This is a genomic window from Marinobacter shunpengi (genome assembly GCF_045449715.1).
Lineage (GTDB): Bacteria > Pseudomonadota > Gammaproteobacteria > Pseudomonadales > Oleiphilaceae > Marinobacter.
This window is the reverse complement of sequence record NZ_JBJJLA010000021.1, coordinates 200,285-215,813: the sequence shown is the minus strand read 5'-3', so window position 1 is coordinate 215,813 and position 15,529 is coordinate 200,285. Positions and strand designations below refer to the sequence as shown.

Genomic DNA, 15,529 nt, shown 5'->3' with positions numbered 1-15,529 from the left:
CGACACCACCCACCAGGTGGCCTCGGCCGCGGAGGAACTGAGCCGGGTGGCGGAAGAGACCCGCGCCTCGGTGCAGGTCCAGGGTTCAGAGACCGACCAGATCGCCTCCGCCATCAACCAGATGGCCGCCACCATCCACCAGATCTCGAAGAACGCCAACGAGGTGCAGCAGGCCGGGGCGGATGCCGACCGCCTGGCCAAGGATGGCGGCCAGACCATGGCCGGCTCCCAGCAGTCGGTGAACAGCCTGTCCCGGAATATCCTGGAAAGCGCCGAGGCCATCGACGCCCTGGCCTCCCGCAGTGACGAGATCCAGAAGGTGCTGGACGTGATCCACGAAGTCACCGACCAGACCAACCTGCTGGCCCTGAACGCCGCCATCGAGGCCGCCCGGGCCGGCGAGCATGGCCGTGGCTTCGCCGTGGTCGCCGATGAGGTGCGCCAGCTGGCCAAGCGCAGTGGCGAGTCCGCCGGCCAGATCCGCGAGATGATCGATGGCTTTATCCGTGAGTCCCGCAGCGCGGTGGAGCGCATGCGTTCCTCCCAGGGCCTGTCGGAGGAGACTGTGGAGCGTATCAACCACGCCAGTTCGGCCCTGAGCACCATCGAGCAGTCGGTGGAGCACATCCACGATCAGGTGACGCAGATCGCCACGGCCTCCGAGGAGCAGAGCCAGGTGGCCGAGGAGATCAACAAGAACGTGGTGCGCATCGTGGAGGCGGCCCAGAACAGCGACACCGGCGTCACCCAGACCAACGAGGCCAGCCAGGAACTGGCACGACTGGGCGAGCGGCTGCGTGAACTGGTGTCACAGTTCCGGGTCTGAAACGATGTAGGGTAACGGCTATACGTCATTGCAGCGGATAAGGAGGGTCTATGGAAATCAAGACCTATGAAGAACTGATTGACTGGGTGAGGAACATGCACGGGCTGCTGGCCCGGACCCTGACGGAAGGCGCCGATGGCAACAGGAACGAGCAGGCCCGCGCCCTGCTGAACTATCTCGCCGACCACGAAAGGGAGCTGGAGCGGATTACGAAGGAATACGAGCGCCAGGCCGCTCCCAATACCCTGCAAACACGCCTGTATGACTACCTGACGCGCAGTCCGGTGAAGGTACAGGACCCCAGGGACAGCCATTTCGACTCACTCGGGTTCGACGATATCTGCAGGGAGATCTTTACCTTCCACGACCGGATCATCGACATCTACCACAGCCTGGACGAGCAGGCCATCACGCCGGAAACCCACGAACTGGTGGAGTCCCTGCGGCAGATGGAAACCAACGAGGCCATGCGCCTGGCCCGTCAGCTCGCCAGCAGTCAGGATATGTGATCCGACGGCGGGCAGAGGTGCCGACCGTCAGTTCCGGTTGCCTCAGATGGCGGTGTAGCCGCCGTCCAGGGGCAGGGCAACGCCGGTGGTAAAGCCCGCGCCTTCGGAGCACAGGTAGAGCACCGCTGCGGCTACCTCGTCAGGCTGGCCGATGCGGCCAATGGGATGCATGGTCTTGTGCAGCTCCTCCTTGCGGGGATCATCCGCCAGCGCCCGACGGAACATCTCGGTGTCGATGATGGCCGGGCAGACGGCATTGATACGTACGCCCCGGCGTCCATACTCCACGGCGGCGGACTTGGTCAGGCCCACCACGGCATGCTTGCTGGCGCTGTAGATACTCATCGACGGGGCAGCACCGAGGCCGGCGACGGAAGCGGTGTTGACAATAACGCCGCCACCGGCTTCGACCATCAGCGGTATCTGGTGGCGCATGCACTGCCACACACCTTTCACGTTTACGTCCATGATGCTGTCGAAGAGCTCTTCTTCGCCGTCGGCGAGTTTGCTGCGTTCGAGCTCGACACCGGCATTGTTGAAGGCGAAATCCAGTCGCCCGAACTGTTCGATGGTCTGCTCCACCAGGGTTTTGACGTCGCCGGACCTGCGGACGTCACAGTGCACAAAGGCAGCCCTGCCGCCGGCCCCGTTGATGGCGGCGGCCACCTTCTCGCCGGCGTCCTGGTTGATGTCGGACAGCATGACGCTGGCGCCCGCCTCTGCGAATGCCCGGGCGGTGGCTTCGCCAATGCCCGCGGCGGCGCCGGTTACCAGGGCCACTTTTCCATCGAACTGCTTGGTCATTCCGTATTCCTCATTGTTATTGGCATTGAGCGGCAATGGTATCCTTTTTCAGGGGGAGGAAGAAGCGGCGTGACCGGCCCCGGGAGTCCCTGCCGGGAGGTTGGTGGAACCGGCCAGGCGGGTGGGTGAAGCGACGGCCGGGAAACGTTATGATTCCCGGACAGATAGTCTGAAGTTATCGGAGAAGGCGGTAGAACCCCGTGCTGATTATCCACCTTGCCAGGGCAGTCACCATCTGCCTGATGATCCTGCTGATCACCCTGATCGGCATCGGTCCCATGCTGCTGATGGGTCTGGTCAAGGCGCTGGTGCCCATCCGGCCATTGCAGCGGGCCTGCTCCATCGGCGTCATGTGGATCGCCGAAACCTGGGCGGAAGGGTTGAAGAATATCTTCCGGTTGATGACACCCACGGTCTGGGATATCCGCAACGAGGCGATCCTGGACCGGGAACAGTCCTACCTGGTGGTGAGCAACCACCAGTCCTGGGTCGACATTCCGGCCCTGGTGGAGGTGTTCAACCGGCAGGCGCCCTTTTTCAAGTTCTTCCTCAAGAAGGAGCTGATCTGGGTGCCGCTGGTGGGGCTGGCGTTCTGGGCCCTGGACTATCCCTTCATGAAACGGTACAGCAAGGAACACCTGGAGCGGCACCCGGAAGACCGGGGCAAGGATCTGGAGATCACCCGGCGCGCCTGCGAGAAATTCCATGACCTGCCGGTGACCGTGGTCAATTTCCTGGAAGGCACCCGCTTTACGCCGGATAAACATCGTTACCAGCAATCTCCCTACCGCAACCTGCTCAAGCCCAAGTCCGGCGGCGTTGCCTTCGTGATGGGGGCGCTGGGGGAGCAGATGCGATACCTGCTGGACGTGACCATCGTGTACCCGGACGGACCGGTGCCGGGGTTCTGGCATCTGCTCAGCGGGCAGGTGTCGCGGGTGGTGGTGGATATCCGCAGCCGTACCGTGCCGCCGGAGCTGTTCCAGGGGGATTACGCCAATGATCCGGCCTTTCGGGATACCTTCCAGGCCTGGGTGCGACACCTCTGGGAGGAAAAGGACGCCCGCATTGATGAACTGAAGGCGGCGTTCAGCCCCCGTTCAGGCTGATCAGTCCCCGGATCAGGGCCGCCAGGCCGGCGATTGCCGCAATGCCGAGGATAATCGGGCGCAGGGCCTCGAAGGGCAGCCGGTTGACAAGCCCGGCCGACAGCCAGAAACCGATGAACACCCCGGGCAGGGTGGCGATGAACAGCCACAGCTCTGGCTTCCCCAGGTAGCCGGAGACCACCAGGGTGATCAGCGAGAACACGCTGGCGAACAGGAAGAAGGCGGACATGTTGGCCCGGACCAGAGGTCCTTCCTCGTTCTGATAGATCATGGCGATGGGCGGTCCCCCGACTGCGGTGATGGTGCCCATGTAGGTGGAGGCGATTCCGGCAATGATGCTGTTGCGGGGATTGAGCCGGGGTTTCAGGCCACCCACACTCAGCGCCACGGCCAGAAGAATCAGGACACCAAAGACCAGTTCGAATCCCCGGGCCGAGATCACCAGCAGGGTGAGGCCCGCCAGTACGGCGCCCGCCATGCCTCCGCCGATGGCGTAGCGGACCTCCCGTATCTGCAGGCTGGTGCGGTTACGCATCAGCATCAGCAGGGTCAGGACAACCGCATTGAGGGTCAACGGGGCGGGGATGAACGCCGGAGAGATCAGGAACAGCAAGGGCGCGGCCAGGGTACCAATACCAAAACCAGCCACGCCCTGCAGGCAGGAGCCGGCCAGGACCACCAGGTTGGCCAGGAGAATATGGACGACGGTGATATCTGCCGGCACGGTAGGGGCCTTGTCTGAGGGCGTGAAAAACTGGTGTAGCAGGGTTTTATAACATACAGCTCGATAGGTAGCTATTGGTGGTGCTGTGATAGATTGCCCCAGGAGTCTGCGCGGTAGAGCGTCGCAAACTCCTGAAACGTTTGTGGAGATCCGTTATGCCCTCTTGTCCCTGTGACAGCCAAGAATCCTACGAGGACTGCTGTCAGCCTTTCCATCTGAACCAGAGGTCCGCGCCAGGCCCCGAAGCACTGATGCGCTCCCGCTACAGTGCCTTCGTGCTGGAACTGCCGGACTATCTGCTGACCACCTGGCATGCGGACACCCGACCGGCCACGCTGTCCCTGGAGCAATCGCCGGACTGGACCGGTTTACAGGTACTGTCATCAGGGCAGCAGGGTGATCGGGGGCAGGTGCATTTCCGGGCCATCCATCGGGTGCCGGGCGGGTTCGCCTACCTGGAGGAGGCGTCGGACTTTGTCCGCGAGGAGGGGCGCTGGTACTACCTGCGTGGCGACACCCGGGAAGGGCGACTGGAACCGGGCCGTAATGACCGCTGCCCCTGCGGCAGCGGGAAGAAGTTCAAGGCCTGTTGCCGGGCGTGAATGTTTTGGTCGGCGGGGCACTCCACATGGAGAGACCCCGCCATCAGCCTTACCACCAGTCGTTGAACTGGACTGAAATCCGGTCGCTGTCCGACGGCCAGTTGGGCACATTGATGATCTGTTCAGCACCTTCGTTGCCATGGGGCACACTGCGCAGGGTAATGGTGCCGTCGGGCTCATCGGTGGCCGGCATGTAGACATCGATGCCGGACTGGAAGGCCTGATCCGGGAACCAGTCCAGCAAGGCCAGGCTGCTGTGGGCCGGGGTGGATTCGTCGTCGTGGATGTGCAGGCCGATATTGCCATTGGTCACGCCCTCGACGATGGCGTTCACCGGGGCCTGGTCCCCCCACTGGGGGCTGGTGGTGGAAATCCACAGCTCGTCCCGCTCGCCGTCCGGGGCGTCGGCAATCCACTCCCGCTGGCGGGTGACCACCAGGGTCGAGTGTTCCGGCCCTGTGTTGGTGTTGACCAGGATCTGGGAGCCAGTGGCGGAGGCGTTCAGTCTCACGAACCGGGTGTTCCTGGGGAGCGCCTGAAGGTAGAAGTGCATGTCGCTGTGGCCGTCCCGTATCAGGGTCATTTCATAGTGCTGGTCGGGGGACAGCTCTGCCGGGCCCCAGTGCCCGTCGGCACCGATGCTGTAGGTTTCCATCGGTATTTCCGCACTGCGCATGCCGGTGTCCGGATCCACGGGCCAGATTTCCAGGGTGGCGCCGTCGGTGCCGGTGTTGTCCGGGAAGATCACCGCCCGACCGGAGATGGACACCGGACTCTCCTGTTCAACGATCCGGGTGTAGGCGGGTTCCTCCCCGGTCAGGAAGGCGAACTGCAGGGCAAAGGACTCCGCGGAGGTGGCGGTTTCCACGTGTTCCTGATCTTCCAGGTAGGCGTTGTTGTCCCCCAGCGCCCGGCCGTCGTCGGCATCGAAGATGCCCAGGCAGGGCACGTCACCCGGGCAGGTTTCCGCGGTGCGGCCGTCCAGGCCCACGTACTTTGCCACCTTGGTGGCGTATTCCGGCACCATCAGGTAGCCGGTGTAGTTGGGGATGGCCTCGGACAGCGGACCCTCATAGCCAACAAAGGTCCCCATGGAATGGGCTACCAGGTAGACCTGGTCTTCCCCGGTTTCCGCCAACACATTGTCGATAAAGGCATCCAGCTCCGCTGGGTTGTGGGGCGCCACACCGGGGTATTCAAAGGCATGGATGTATTCTTCGGGGTAGCCGTTGGCGGTAAAACGCATCGCCTGGCTCATGTACTGGGCCGCGGAGCCGGCGCCGCCGTGGACAAACACCAGTGGCCGGATCACTTCTTCCGAGAGTTCCGGTAGAGAGGTTCCCGGGTCGGTGTCATCGTCTGAAGAAGAGGAATCGGAGTTGCAGCCCACCAGGGCTATACCAGACAGTAAGGCCGCGAGTACGGGAAGAGACCGAAGGCCTCGCGATTGTATGAACATAGCGCTTCCCTGTTTGTTGTGATTGTTGTTGGTCGGCTGGCCGAGGTACGGAACGGACCAGACTGGGATATCAGTCTAGTGAAGCCCCGGTTCATCGCCAGAGGCCTGGAAAGCCAATTTGCAGGCGGGGCCGGTGAGTGGTGCTTCTGTCGTTATTTCGGGCATATTCTAAAGTGCGAATAAGTGAGGCATGACCATGAAACAGCCCATTACCGGCTACCACCGTGATGATGAAGGCCACTGGGTGGCGCAACTGGCCTGTGGCCATAACCAGCATGTTCGCCATGAGCCGCCCTGGATAAACCGCCCCTGGGTGGTGTCAGCGGAAGGCCGGCGGGGAATGCTCGGATTTGAACTGGACTGCGTGAAGTGCCGGGAGGGCGCCCCGCCGGACGAGCGCCCTCCTCAGAACGGTGAGGAGGTGTGATCAGTCCTGCAGTGCCTGCAGTACCGCCTTGGCGGCCCCTTCCGATGAGGCCGGGTTCTGTCCGGTGATCAGGTTGGCGTCCACCACGATATGGGGGGACCAGTCATCCCCCTTGCTGTAGTCACCGCCGTTCTCAAGGAGCATGTCTTCCACCAGGAAGGGAACTACGTCGGTCAGCCCGGCGGCTTCCTCCTCGCTGTTGCTGAACCCGGTCACCTTGCGGCCACGCACGAAATAGTCGCCGTTGGGGGATTCCGGTCGACGCAACACGGCGGGGGCATGGCATACGGCGCCGATCACCTTGCCTTCCCGGTTGGCTTCCTCCAGCAGTCTGATGGAATCGGTATCCTCGGCCAGGTCCCAGAGCGGGCCATGGCCGCCGGGGTAGAACACCGCATCGAAGTCATGGACGTTCACGTCGCTGAGTTTTTTGGTGCTCGCGAGGGCTTGCCGTGCCCGGTCATCCTGGCTGAAGCGGCGGGTGCTGTCGGTGAGGGCATCCTCTGCCTCGCTGTTGGGGTCAACGGGTGGCTGTCCGCCCTTGGGAGAGGCCAGGGTGATATCCGCCCCCGCATCCTGGAACACATAGTAGGGCGAGGTGAACTCTTCCAGCCAGAAGCCCGTCTTGTGACCGGTATCGCCCATCTGGCCGTGGGATGTAAGAACCATCAGAATTTTCATGGGTGTGTCTCCCTTCTCAGTTCGGGAAATGACTATTGGGTTGGCGGGAACCCGGGGCGTATGTTGCTGCCTGATTTCCTACGTTGGTGCGCATTCCGGCGTTTACAACCCGGAAGCGTTTCTTGTGCGTAGATACCCTTATTACTGAACTGAGGCCTGGTTCCGGTTGATAGCTGTCTTCAGCCACGACGTGTCGGTATGCTGTGTCGGCCTGAAAGGAGTTGGATCTTATGAAGCACAAGGCAAGAGAGTGCGTGTGGGCACCTGGCATGCAGGACACCGATGTCACCTACGCAGGGGAACATACCTGGGAGGAGATTAACCGGGCCAGGAAGGAAATGGACCGCCAGCAGGGCCCCGGGGCTCCCACAGGGCTGTTCATTATCCTGGGGCTGGGAGCGGTCATGATCGGCGCCTGGCTGGTGCTGTAACGGCGTCAGTCGTCGGATTGGCCCTGATCGTCGATCCGGGGCGCGCGCGCCAGGATGGCCTCACGGGCGGCCTGCCGCTCCCGGTCGATCTGATCGGCCAGTTCCGTCATCACCGGAGGCAGCCGCCGGTCCATCCGGCTATCGGCCAGTTCCGCCAGTAGCCAGAGCTGCTGGTGACGGTCCTGGAATTCCCCGTACAGGGCCTGTTGTTCCTTCAGTTCCCTCAGCAGTGGGCGGTAGTATCCCTTGTCCAGTTCGGCCAGGTAGCGGAGCCGTTTGAGGGCCTTGCGCACCTCATGGAAGTCCTCGTCCGGTGCATCCGTAGACAGGGCGCGGAACAGCCCGAGGCACAGCATCCCCCGTTCCCGGACGGTGTCATGGATGGCGTCCGGCGTGGTTTCCCCCACAGCCCGGTCCAGCACCTTTCCGGTGATCGTCTGTTCCCATTGCGTCAGTTCCCGGTGCCATTTTTTCCGTTCCAGTTCCCCCGACAGCGACTGCCGCTCCTGTTCCCGCCAGTGCCGGTAGAAGTCCGTGGCACCGGAGGACCGTAATGAACGTTGCAGGCGCGGGTTGTCTGAAGCCTGTTGGTCGAGGTAATGCAGGAAAACATCCAGATCCCGCAGCTGGCTGGTTCGCCTGGCCATGCGCTTGAGTGGCTTGAGGCCCTTGCGGAGTGCGCTTTCTCCGGAAATGGTCTCGACGGCTTCGGTCACCGCCCGGCTGCGCCTGAGGTTGACCCGGAACTGGTGCAGGAACTCCGGGTCGATGCCCTGGATCACGCCGGGCTGGAGGGCTCTGATGGTGTCCAGTTGATGGCGCAGTGACACTGGCACCTGTTTGTGCAGACTGTTGCCGGTCTCCGGAGTATCGGGTGCCTTGCGGCGATAGAGCCGGTAGCTGGCCTGGGCCGGTGGCAGGTAGCGCACCAGTGTTCCTTTCCCCTTGCCCAGTTGGCGCCGGTGGTCCAGGGGCAGCCGCAGGTGGAGCACGGCGCCGGTGACCATGTCTGGTACCTCGCCATCGGTCAGCATATCAGCCAGGTCCGTCAGGGCGGGATTGTGGCCGATCAGGGTCACGGAGGAGGCGTCGCTTCGCAGGCTCCTGAGCCACTTGAACAGGTGCTTGGCGCGGAACGTGTACAGGGTGGGCTCGAATCGTATTCCGGAAACCAGATCCTGTTCCGGCAAGTGCTCCAGCAGTCCTTCGATGGTCTGTCGGGCGCGGCAGGCGTGGCTCACATATACCGGATCGCCCAGGGCGCCGAGTTCCAGTAATGGACCGGCCATGGCCGCCACCTGACGTTTGCCCCGCTTGTTGAGGGGGCGGTCGATATCGTGCAGGGAATCGTCGGTCCAACTGGATTTTGCGTGTCTGATCAGAAAGAGGTTCTTCATCGACAACATCCCTCTGTGCATCGGGTGGCCCGGGAAGCTATGATATCGGCTTCGTGCCGACACCATGCCACGACATTGGTCGGCCACTGGATCAAGCCAGGAAGTTCGTGGGCCTGACCCTATCGGCTTCCAACAATAAAACCAAAGCAGGAAGTAATCACCATGACATTACGCTCAATGCTGAAGACAACGACGCTGCTGCTGTCGCTGTCCCTTGCCGGGACCACCGCCATTGCCGAGGAAACCTATACCCTGAGGCTGGCCGAAACCTGGGGCCCCAACTATCCGATCCTGGGGGACACCAACCGCAGCCTGAAGGCCATGGTTGAGAAGATGTCCGAGGGCCGGCTGCAGATCCGCATCGATTCCTCCAACAAGCACAAGGCGCCCTTCGGTATCTTCGACATGGTAAAGGCCGGTCAGTACGACATGGGCCATACCGCGTCCTACTACTACAAGGGCAAGATTCCCAACAGCATGTTCTTCACTACCGTACCATTCGGCATGACCGCGCCGGAACAGTACGCCTGGTTCTACTACGGTGAGGGTTTCGACCTGGCCCAGAAGGTCTATGGCGAGCACAACATGCTGTCATTCCCCGGTGGTAACACCGGTGTGCAGATGGGCGGCTGGTTCCGTGAGGAAATCAACTCCCTGGAGGACCTGCAGGGCCTGAAGATGCGCACCCCTGGTTTTGCCGGCGAGGTAATGGCGGATATCGGCGTGGCCGTCACCAACATCCCGCCGGGTGAGCTCTACACCGCCCTTGAGCGTGGCACCATCGACGCCCTGGAGTGGGTCGGGCCGGCCCTGGACCTGCCCATGGGCTTCCACCAGATCGCCGAGTACTACTATGGCGGCTGGCAGGAGCCGTCCGCGGAACTGCAATGGCTGATCAACAAGGACACCTGGAACGAACTGCCGGAAGACCTGCAGGAAGTGCTCCGCGTGGCCATGCGAACCGCCGCCTACGACATGTACATCCAGACCATGCACGAAAGCGGCAAGGCCTGGAGCAGCATCCAGGAAGAGTACCCGGACGTGAAGTTCCGCACCTTCCCGGATGAGGTCATGGAAGCACTGCGGGCGTCCACCAAGAAACAGCTGGCCGAGATGGCCGAGGAAGATCCGCTGACCCGTGAGATCATCGAATCCCAGCGTGATTACATGGAGCAGATCCGTCCCTGGACCAACATCTCCGACCGGGCTTACCTGAACAACTCCGACGTGGAGTAAGTCTCACCGTCGATTGGGATCTGGTCAGATGATCAGGCTCCCTGAAACAACAAACCCCGCCTTGAGCGGGGTTTGTTGTTTATGCAGGAGGCGAATACCACAAAGCTGTTTTCTGGCTGGCATGAATGAGGACAGTCACCTCCGGTCCAGGTGAATCGCATGTAAATAAAATTGACAGTGGTGTCGACGGCCAGAGTATTACAGCGCCAGTACGCCTGGCATGAGGGGGTAGCCCGTTATGGGCAGCGAGGAGGAGTTAAAGCAGGAACCACGAGTCCAGAAACAGACACCCCCGCCGGAGCGGAGATGTCTGGACAGTGTTGCAGAGCGTCACTTGGCTGCGGTTTTGCGTCGGGCAAAACCAAGCCCCAGCAGCCCCAGGCCCAGCAGGCCGAGAGTGGCGGGTTCCGGAACCGGAACATCGACAATACGGATAAAGCCGGCGGCGAAGGAGAAATCGTTGACCTCCTTACCGGTAGGGTTTAGCCAGAAGTTGTTGAATCCGCCTTCGATACCAAGAGTCACGTCTTCGAACAGGTAACTCATGTAGCTGTTGCTGCCCTGCTTGACACCCAATACCCAGTCAACGGTACTGCCGACATAGGCATCGGGTACGAACAGTTGGTAAAGAAATTCGAATTCATCATCGGAACCTGAGACCTGCAGATCGAAGCCCGCAATGTCTCCGGCTTCAGCATCCTTTCCGACATAGGTGAACGGATCAGTGACACCCCAGATACTGTTGGTCAGGTTTGTAATGTCGGTCGGGTCCGCGATGTTGCTGTCACTGTAATAGTGACAGGCATCGGCGTAAGAGCCATTGGCACTGGCGCTATGAGTGTCGTTGACGCCGCCATTGATGCAGGCAATCGGGTCTGCCTGTACGGCCAGGGAGGCTGCCATCAGAAGGCTCCCGGCTATCAGCGCTGTTGGTTTACTGCTGTGTGTTTTCATTTCTCGCTCCTGGCGGTGTACGGGACACCGGGTAGAGAGTGCTGCGCCACCTTGGCGCAGCCGATCCACACACTCCTAAGCATGGTTGATGCCAAAACAACAATGTATTGATTTAAAAGAATTTGTAAGTGTCAGTACATTTCTGGTGTGTAAATAATATCGACGCTTATCGGGGCGGCTCTTATGATGTGACTTCCTCGTTTTCCCGCCCTGTGAAGCATGCCGACAAGGCCGTGAACTTTTTCCGGTCTGTGGTCCCGGGTTATGCTCCACCAACAATCACAACAGGAGCGAAGTCATGTCAGATCGTCTTGCAGGAAAAGTGGCGGTGATTACCGGCGGCACCAGTGGCATTGGTGAAGCCACGGCCCGTCGTTTCGTGGAGGAGGGTGCCACGGTGATCATTGCCGGTCGCAGTGTCGACAAGGGTGAGAAACTGGCGGCGGACCTGGGGCCGAACGCCGTCTTCCAGAAGGCGGACGTCATGGACGAGGCCGATATCGCCGCCCTGGTGGACGGAGCGGTGGAACGGTTCGGTCGCCTGGACTGCCTGTTCAACAACGCCGGTGCCGGCGACCGCACCACCCTGGATTCGGTCACCGAGGAGGAGTTTGGCCATATCATGCGCCTGCTCACCGGCAGTGTGGTGTTCGGCATCAAGCATGCCGCACGGGTAATGCGGGACCAGGGCTCCGGCTGCATTATCAACAACTCCAGTATTGCCGGGCATCGCCTGGGGCAGGGTGGTTACCTTTATTCCGGTGCCAAGGCAGCGGTCAGTCATCTGACACGGCTGGCCGGCGTGGAGCTTGGCGCTGATGGCATTCGGGTGAACGCCATTTCCCCCGGGGCTGTGGCTACCCCTATCTTCTGGGGTGGCTCCGAGCGGGCCAATACACTCAGCGATCTGGAAAACGAGGCCAAGATGGCCAAGCTGGAGAAAAACCTGGCGAAAGCGACGCCATTACCGCGGGCGGGGTTGGCAGTGGACATCGCCAACGCGGCGGTGTTCCTGGCCAGCGACGAGGGCTCGTTCATCAACAGCCACGACCTGGTAGTGGATGGCGGTCGTATCTCCATGTTCAACGAGAAGTCCGGCTGACCGGAACCGGCCCAACCAGAAAGGGGGCGCCCTGGCGCCCCCTTTTCTATCGGGATTGAGGCTGGTTCAGTCCCTGCCTTCCAGCACCGCCCGCATTTTCAGAGTCACCAGCACGGTATTCAGGTGCGGCACCGGTATACTGTGGCGTTGGGCGATAGCCACCACGTTGCCCAGTACTGCCTCCCGTTCGATGGGCCGGCCGTTGAGGTAGTCCAGCGCCATGCTGTTCTTGTAGGGGGGCATCTTGCGGGTGCCGGTGATGTTCTGTTCGATCACCTTGTCGTCCATGGGGTAACCCTCGGCGGCGGCCACGTCCATGACCTCCCGGATCATGGCGCGAATCAGGTCCTCGCCGCCTTCGGTGTCCAGGATGGTTTTGGTGTCCGCGCCGTTGGCGATGACGGACAGGGGATTGAACGGGGTGTTCCACAGGCATTTGCGCCAGCGCTCGCCCACCACCTGCTCGGTCAGGTCGATGTTGATGCCACCGTCGATAAAGAGCTGGGACAGCTCCCGGCAGTTGTCATCGATGCCTTTCGGGTAGCGGCCCATGACCAGCTTGCCGTAGGCCTTGTGCTCCACCACGCCCGGCTCGGTGCGGCTGGCGGCGATAAAGGCCAGGCAGCTGACGATGGGGTTGTCCGGGTAGGCGTCGGCCAGTTCCCGTTCGATATCCAGGCCGTTCTCGATCAGCACCAGTCGGGTGTTGCTGCCCATCCAGGGTTTTACCAGGGCAGCGCGATCCACGCCGGGCAGGACTTTCACGCACAGGATCAGGTAGTCCGGCTCTTCCACCGGCGTGTCGCCGTCCCGGTAAACGTGATCCGGCTGGTAGGACAGGTCACCCAGGGGGCTGGAAATACGGATGCCATTGGCTTTCACCGCATCGTACTCGGAGCGTAGTACCGTGCTGACGCTGCATCCCGCCTTCTTCAGGATGGCGCCGTAGAAGCTGCCGATGGCGCCGGCGCCGACGATCAGGATGCTGGGTTTGTTGCTCATGTCTGGAATGTCTCCTTGATTCGTCAATAAACGTGATCAGAGGTGTCTTAACGACGGACCGGGGCCATGCCCAGATGGGCGCCGCCGTCGATCAGGATGGTTTCGCCGGTGGTCAGGTCACCACCGATTATCAGGCCCAGGCATACGTCCGCGACGGTTTCCGGGGACGCGGCGTCATGCAGGGGGGCGGCACCCTTGGTCTTTGCCAGCAGCGCATCGTACTTGTCTTCGCCCAGGCCCTTCTTCAGCCATTCCCCCTGGACAAAGCCGGGGCAGACCGCGTTGACCCGGACCTCCGGCCCCATGATCCGCGCCAGGGACCGGGTCATGGTGACCAGTGCGCCCTTTGAGGCGGCATAGGCAATGGAGCTGCCGATGCCCGCCAGGCCGGCGATGGACGCCATGTTAATGATATGGCCGGAACCATTGGCCCGCAGGGCCTTCTCCGCGGCACGGGTCATCTGATAGGGGCCCACGGTGTTGACAGCGTACAGGTCCAGAAAGTCCTGCTTGTCGAGGCCGTCGAGGTTGGCGTGGTCGCAGAATTTGGTGGTGCCGGCGTTGTTCACCAGGATATCGATGCGACCGAACTGTTCCAGGGTGGCGTCCACCAGGGTCCGGCAGTCGGCGTCTTCTGCCACGTTGGCCCGAACTACCAGGGTCCTGACGCCAAACTTCTCGCAGTCGTCGGCCACGGCCCGGGCGCCGTCTTCGTTGTTGCTGTAGTTGATCACCACATGGCAGCCATGCTCGGCAAACAGGCGGGCAATGGCAGCACCTATCCCGGAGGAGGAGCCAGTGACGATAGCAACGGAATCTTTGAGTTTCATGGAGTGGCCCTTCTTGTGGTTGTTGATTGGAAAGGGGAACGAGCCTCATCCTTGATTGGCGAATTCGGTATCTTCTCTCGTTCTGCGGAACACATCAATCATTATTGGCCCCTGGCGGGGGTGAGCGGGTCGTCATGCCGTAGCCAGGTAACCCCAAGCATAGCCATTACCACGGCCAGCGACAGGCACAGTACGGCAGCCGCCAGGTAGACATCCCGCAGTGACCCCAGCAGCACGGCAACAGGGGCAACCACCAGGGGGGACAGGAACTGCCCCAGGAAGATGGCTGACGACGAGCCCCCGAACACGCGCCCCCGGTATGCTGTCGGGGTGATGCGCATCAGCCAGACATTGGTATTGGGCAGGAAGATACCGAATCCCAGACCTGCCAGGCTGACACCCACCAGCGTAAGGGCATAACTGTGAGCGTAGCCCACGATGCTAAACCCGATGGCTACCAGTACGAAGCCGATCACGTAGAGGGTGCTTACGGAGAGCCAGGGCTTGAGGCGACCATAGGTGAACGACACCACAGCCGCGGCCATAGGGGTGGTAGACAGTGCCAGCCCGATGGCGGTGCCGCTGACCTCGTGGCGCTCTGTCAGCAGGAACGGCAGTTGCGCTGGCACCATGTAAAACATGGCCATGCTGATCAGGCCCAGGCTGTAGGCCAGGATGACCCGGCCCCAGGGGAACGGCTCCGGGGAAAGCGGTGCTCCGGATTCGTTGCCTGTATCGGTTGGCGCAGATGGTTCATAGAGCACGGCCCGCGCATAGGGCAGCAGGAGAAGTCCGGCGATGTAGACCAGGAAAGGACCGCGCCAGCTCCAGTCCGCCAGGGCGCCTCCCAGGTTGAGGAACACCACCCCGCCCAGGGCCATGAAACTGCCCTGCAGGCCCAGGAACCGGGCCCGTTCGGTGGCATTGAAATAGTCGCCAATCAGCGTCGTACTGATGCTGATGATGCCCGCCACGGCGATGCCGAGAATGGCCCGGGACAGGATCAGCACATCCACCCGGTCAATCAGGAACCCGGACAGTCCCGCGACCCCGTAAACCAGCAGGGCCACAAGAAGCAGGTTGCGGCGGCCGAAACGGTCCGCCAGGTAACCCATGGCCGGACTGAACAGGGTGATCATCAACGCCGGTATGGTCAGCACCAGTTGCACCGCCACCTCGGCATCACCGCCGAAGTGACGGTTCATGCCGGGCAGGGAGGGCGCAATGATGGCGCCGGCCAGCACAGTCATGGTGCTGGCCAGTAACAGCACGGCCTTGATGTGGATGGGGCGGGAAATGGCAGGGCTCCTTGGGCGCGAATCAAATAAGAAAGCTACATGATTTGGCGGAGCCTGCCCAGTGGTTCCGATCCTTCGGCGGGGAGCCGAACAAAAAAGGCCTGCGGATGCAGGCCTTCGTTCATGGCAATGGCAGGG

17 protein-coding genes are annotated in these 15,529 nt (G+C 61.7%); 8 read left to right on the top strand and 9 right to left on the bottom strand.

Going from position 1 to position 15,529, the window contains the following annotated elements; genetic code table 11:
• Positions 1 to 826 (top strand): methyl-accepting chemotaxis protein (locus ACJO3T_RS15655; protein ID WP_406965502.1); only part of this gene is annotated, 826 nt, incomplete at its 5' end.
• A gap of 50 nt (positions 827 to 876) precedes the next feature.
• The gene (locus ACJO3T_RS15650) at positions 877 to 1,335 is read left to right on the top strand and encodes an ATPase (protein ID WP_406965504.1); all 459 of its coding nucleotides are present in this window, start codon (positions 877 to 879) and stop codon (positions 1,333 to 1,335) included.
• A gap of 42 nt (positions 1,336 to 1,377) precedes the next feature.
• On the opposite strand, the gene ACJO3T_RS15645 is transcribed toward ACJO3T_RS15650, so the two are convergent.
• Positions 1,378 to 2,139 (bottom strand): SDR family oxidoreductase, encoded by a 762-nt coding sequence (locus tag ACJO3T_RS15645; RefSeq protein WP_406965505.1) that lies wholly within the window; start codon positions 2,137 to 2,139, stop codon positions 1,378 to 1,380.
• A gap of 206 nt (positions 2,140 to 2,345) precedes the next feature.
• On the opposite strand from ACJO3T_RS15645, the gene yihG reads away from it, so the two are divergent.
• On the top strand, positions 2,346 to 3,248 hold the full coding sequence (gene yihG, locus ACJO3T_RS15640; RefSeq protein WP_406965541.1) for a 1-acylglycerol-3-phosphate O-acyltransferase, YihG family: 903 nt from the start codon (positions 2,346 to 2,348) through the stop codon (positions 3,246 to 3,248).
• Here the strand turns inward: yihG and ACJO3T_RS15635 are convergent.
• Positions 3,229 to 3,972, bottom strand: a complete 744-nt coding sequence (locus tag ACJO3T_RS15635) for a sulfite exporter TauE/SafE family protein (RefSeq protein WP_406965506.1) — start codon at positions 3,970 to 3,972, stop codon at positions 3,229 to 3,231. The two genes, yihG and ACJO3T_RS15635, sit on opposite strands and share 20 nt — an antisense overlap.
• A gap of 251 nt (positions 3,973 to 4,223) precedes the next feature.
• On the opposite strand from ACJO3T_RS15635, the gene ACJO3T_RS15630 reads away from it, so the two are divergent.
• The gene (locus tag ACJO3T_RS15630; RefSeq protein WP_406979071.1) at positions 4,224 to 4,574 is read left to right on the top strand and encodes a YchJ family protein; all 351 of its coding nucleotides are present in this window, start codon (positions 4,224 to 4,226) and stop codon (positions 4,572 to 4,574) included.
• 49 nt (positions 4,575 to 4,623) lie between these two features.
• On the opposite strand, the gene ACJO3T_RS15625 is transcribed toward ACJO3T_RS15630, so the two are convergent.
• Positions 4,624 to 5,964, bottom strand: a complete 1,341-nt coding sequence (locus tag ACJO3T_RS15625) for an alpha/beta fold hydrolase (RefSeq protein WP_406979070.1) — start codon at positions 5,962 to 5,964, stop codon at positions 4,624 to 4,626.
• A gap of 265 nt (positions 5,965 to 6,229) precedes the next feature.
• Between ACJO3T_RS15625 and ACJO3T_RS15620 the strand changes: the two genes are divergently transcribed.
• Complete coding sequence (locus ACJO3T_RS15620; RefSeq protein WP_406965510.1) at positions 6,230 to 6,460, top strand: DUF3565 domain-containing protein; 231 nt, start codon at positions 6,230 to 6,232, stop codon at positions 6,458 to 6,460.
• Here the strand turns inward: ACJO3T_RS15620 and ACJO3T_RS15615 are convergent, their stop codons facing one another.
• Positions 6,461 to 7,141: a type 1 glutamine amidotransferase domain-containing protein gene (locus ACJO3T_RS15615; RefSeq protein WP_406979069.1), complete on the bottom strand. Its 681-nt coding sequence runs from the start codon at positions 7,139 to 7,141 to the stop codon at positions 6,461 to 6,463.
• 230 nt (positions 7,142 to 7,371) lie between these two features.
• Between ACJO3T_RS15615 and ACJO3T_RS15610 the strand changes: the two genes are divergently transcribed.
• Positions 7,372 to 7,572 carry a hypothetical protein gene (locus ACJO3T_RS15610; protein WP_406965512.1) on the top strand — a complete coding sequence of 67 codons (201 nt, stop codon included), beginning with the start codon at positions 7,372 to 7,374 and terminating at the stop codon, positions 7,570 to 7,572.
• Between the two features lie 5 nt (positions 7,573 to 7,577).
• On the opposite strand, the gene ACJO3T_RS15605 is transcribed toward ACJO3T_RS15610, so the two are convergent.
• Positions 7,578 to 8,969 (bottom strand): CHAD domain-containing protein, encoded by a 1,392-nt coding sequence (locus ACJO3T_RS15605; protein ID WP_406979068.1) that lies wholly within the window; start codon positions 8,967 to 8,969, stop codon positions 7,578 to 7,580.
• A 162-nt stretch (positions 8,970 to 9,131) separates the two neighbouring features.
• On the opposite strand from ACJO3T_RS15605, the gene ACJO3T_RS15600 reads away from it, so the two are divergent.
• Positions 9,132 to 10,205, top strand: coding sequence for a TRAP transporter substrate-binding protein (locus ACJO3T_RS15600; RefSeq protein ID WP_406979066.1), 1,074 nt, complete (start codon positions 9,132 to 9,134; stop codon positions 10,203 to 10,205).
• A 330-nt stretch (positions 10,206 to 10,535) separates the two neighbouring features.
• On the opposite strand, the gene ACJO3T_RS15595 is transcribed toward ACJO3T_RS15600, so the two are convergent.
• Positions 10,536 to 11,108 carry a PEP-CTERM sorting domain-containing protein gene (locus ACJO3T_RS15595; RefSeq protein ID WP_406965517.1) on the bottom strand — a complete coding sequence of 191 codons (573 nt, stop codon included), beginning with the start codon at positions 11,106 to 11,108 and terminating at the stop codon, positions 10,536 to 10,538.
• Between the two features lie 349 nt (positions 11,109 to 11,457).
• Here ACJO3T_RS15595 and ACJO3T_RS15590 point away from each other — a divergent pair, with 349 nt between their 5' ends.
• Positions 11,458 to 12,261 (top strand): SDR family NAD(P)-dependent oxidoreductase, encoded by an 804-nt coding sequence (locus tag ACJO3T_RS15590; RefSeq protein ID WP_406979064.1) that lies wholly within the window; start codon positions 11,458 to 11,460, stop codon positions 12,259 to 12,261.
• A 66-nt stretch (positions 12,262 to 12,327) separates the two neighbouring features.
• Here the strand turns inward: ACJO3T_RS15590 and ACJO3T_RS15585 are convergent, their stop codons facing one another.
• From ACJO3T_RS15585 to ACJO3T_RS15575, 3 genes are all read right to left on the bottom strand, one after another.
• The gene (locus tag ACJO3T_RS15585) at positions 12,328 to 13,263 is read right to left on the bottom strand and encodes a ketopantoate reductase family protein (RefSeq protein ID WP_406979063.1); all 936 of its coding nucleotides are present in this window, start codon (positions 13,261 to 13,263) and stop codon (positions 12,328 to 12,330) included.
• 47 nt (positions 13,264 to 13,310) lie between these two features.
• Positions 13,311 to 14,093, bottom strand: a complete 783-nt coding sequence (locus tag ACJO3T_RS15580; protein WP_406979062.1) for an SDR family NAD(P)-dependent oxidoreductase — start codon at positions 14,091 to 14,093, stop codon at positions 13,311 to 13,313.
• Between the two features lie 101 nt (positions 14,094 to 14,194).
• Positions 14,195 to 15,364 carry an MFS transporter gene (locus ACJO3T_RS15575; RefSeq protein WP_406979061.1) on the bottom strand — a complete coding sequence of 390 codons (1,170 nt, stop codon included), beginning with the start codon at positions 15,362 to 15,364 and terminating at the stop codon, positions 14,195 to 14,197.
• Positions 15,365 to 15,529 lie beyond the last annotated feature (165 nt).

Coding starts and splice junctions, on each gene's coding strand:
- ACJO3T_RS15600 (WP_406979066.1), top strand. CDS start 9,132: ATGACATTACGCTCAATGCTGAAGACAACGACGCTGCTGCTGTCGCTG.
- ACJO3T_RS15605 (WP_406979068.1), bottom strand. CDS start 8,969: ATGAAGAACCTCTTTCTGATCAGACACGCAAAATCCAGTTGGACCGAC.
- ACJO3T_RS15610 (WP_406965512.1), top strand. CDS start 7,372: ATGAAGCACAAGGCAAGAGAGTGCGTGTGGGCACCTGGCATGCAGGAC.
- ACJO3T_RS15595 (WP_406965517.1), bottom strand. CDS start 11,108: ATGGCAGCCTCCCTGGCCGTACAGGCAGACCCGATTGCCTGCATCAAT.
- ACJO3T_RS15590 (WP_406979064.1), top strand. CDS start 11,458: ATGTCAGATCGTCTTGCAGGAAAAGTGGCGGTGATTACCGGCGGCACC.
- ACJO3T_RS15585 (WP_406979063.1), bottom strand. CDS start 13,263: ATGAGCAACAAACCCAGCATCCTGATCGTCGGCGCCGGCGCCATCGGC.
- ACJO3T_RS15580 (WP_406979062.1), bottom strand. CDS start 14,093: ATGAAACTCAAAGATTCCGTTGCTATCGTCACTGGCTCCTCCTCCGGG.
- ACJO3T_RS15615 (WP_406979069.1), bottom strand. CDS start 7,141: ATGAAAATTCTGATGGTTCTTACATCCCACGGCCAGATGGGCGATACC.
- ACJO3T_RS15620 (WP_406965510.1), top strand. CDS start 6,230: ATGAAACAGCCCATTACCGGCTACCACCGTGATGATGAAGGCCACTGG.
- ACJO3T_RS15650 (WP_406965504.1), top strand. CDS start 877: ATGGAAATCAAGACCTATGAAGAACTGATTGACTGGGTGAGGAACATG.
- ACJO3T_RS15630 (WP_406979071.1), top strand. CDS start 4,224: ATGCGCTCCCGCTACAGTGCCTTCGTGCTGGAACTGCCGGACTATCTG.
- ACJO3T_RS15645 (WP_406965505.1), bottom strand. CDS start 2,139: ATGACCAAGCAGTTCGATGGAAAAGTGGCCCTGGTAACCGGCGCCGCC.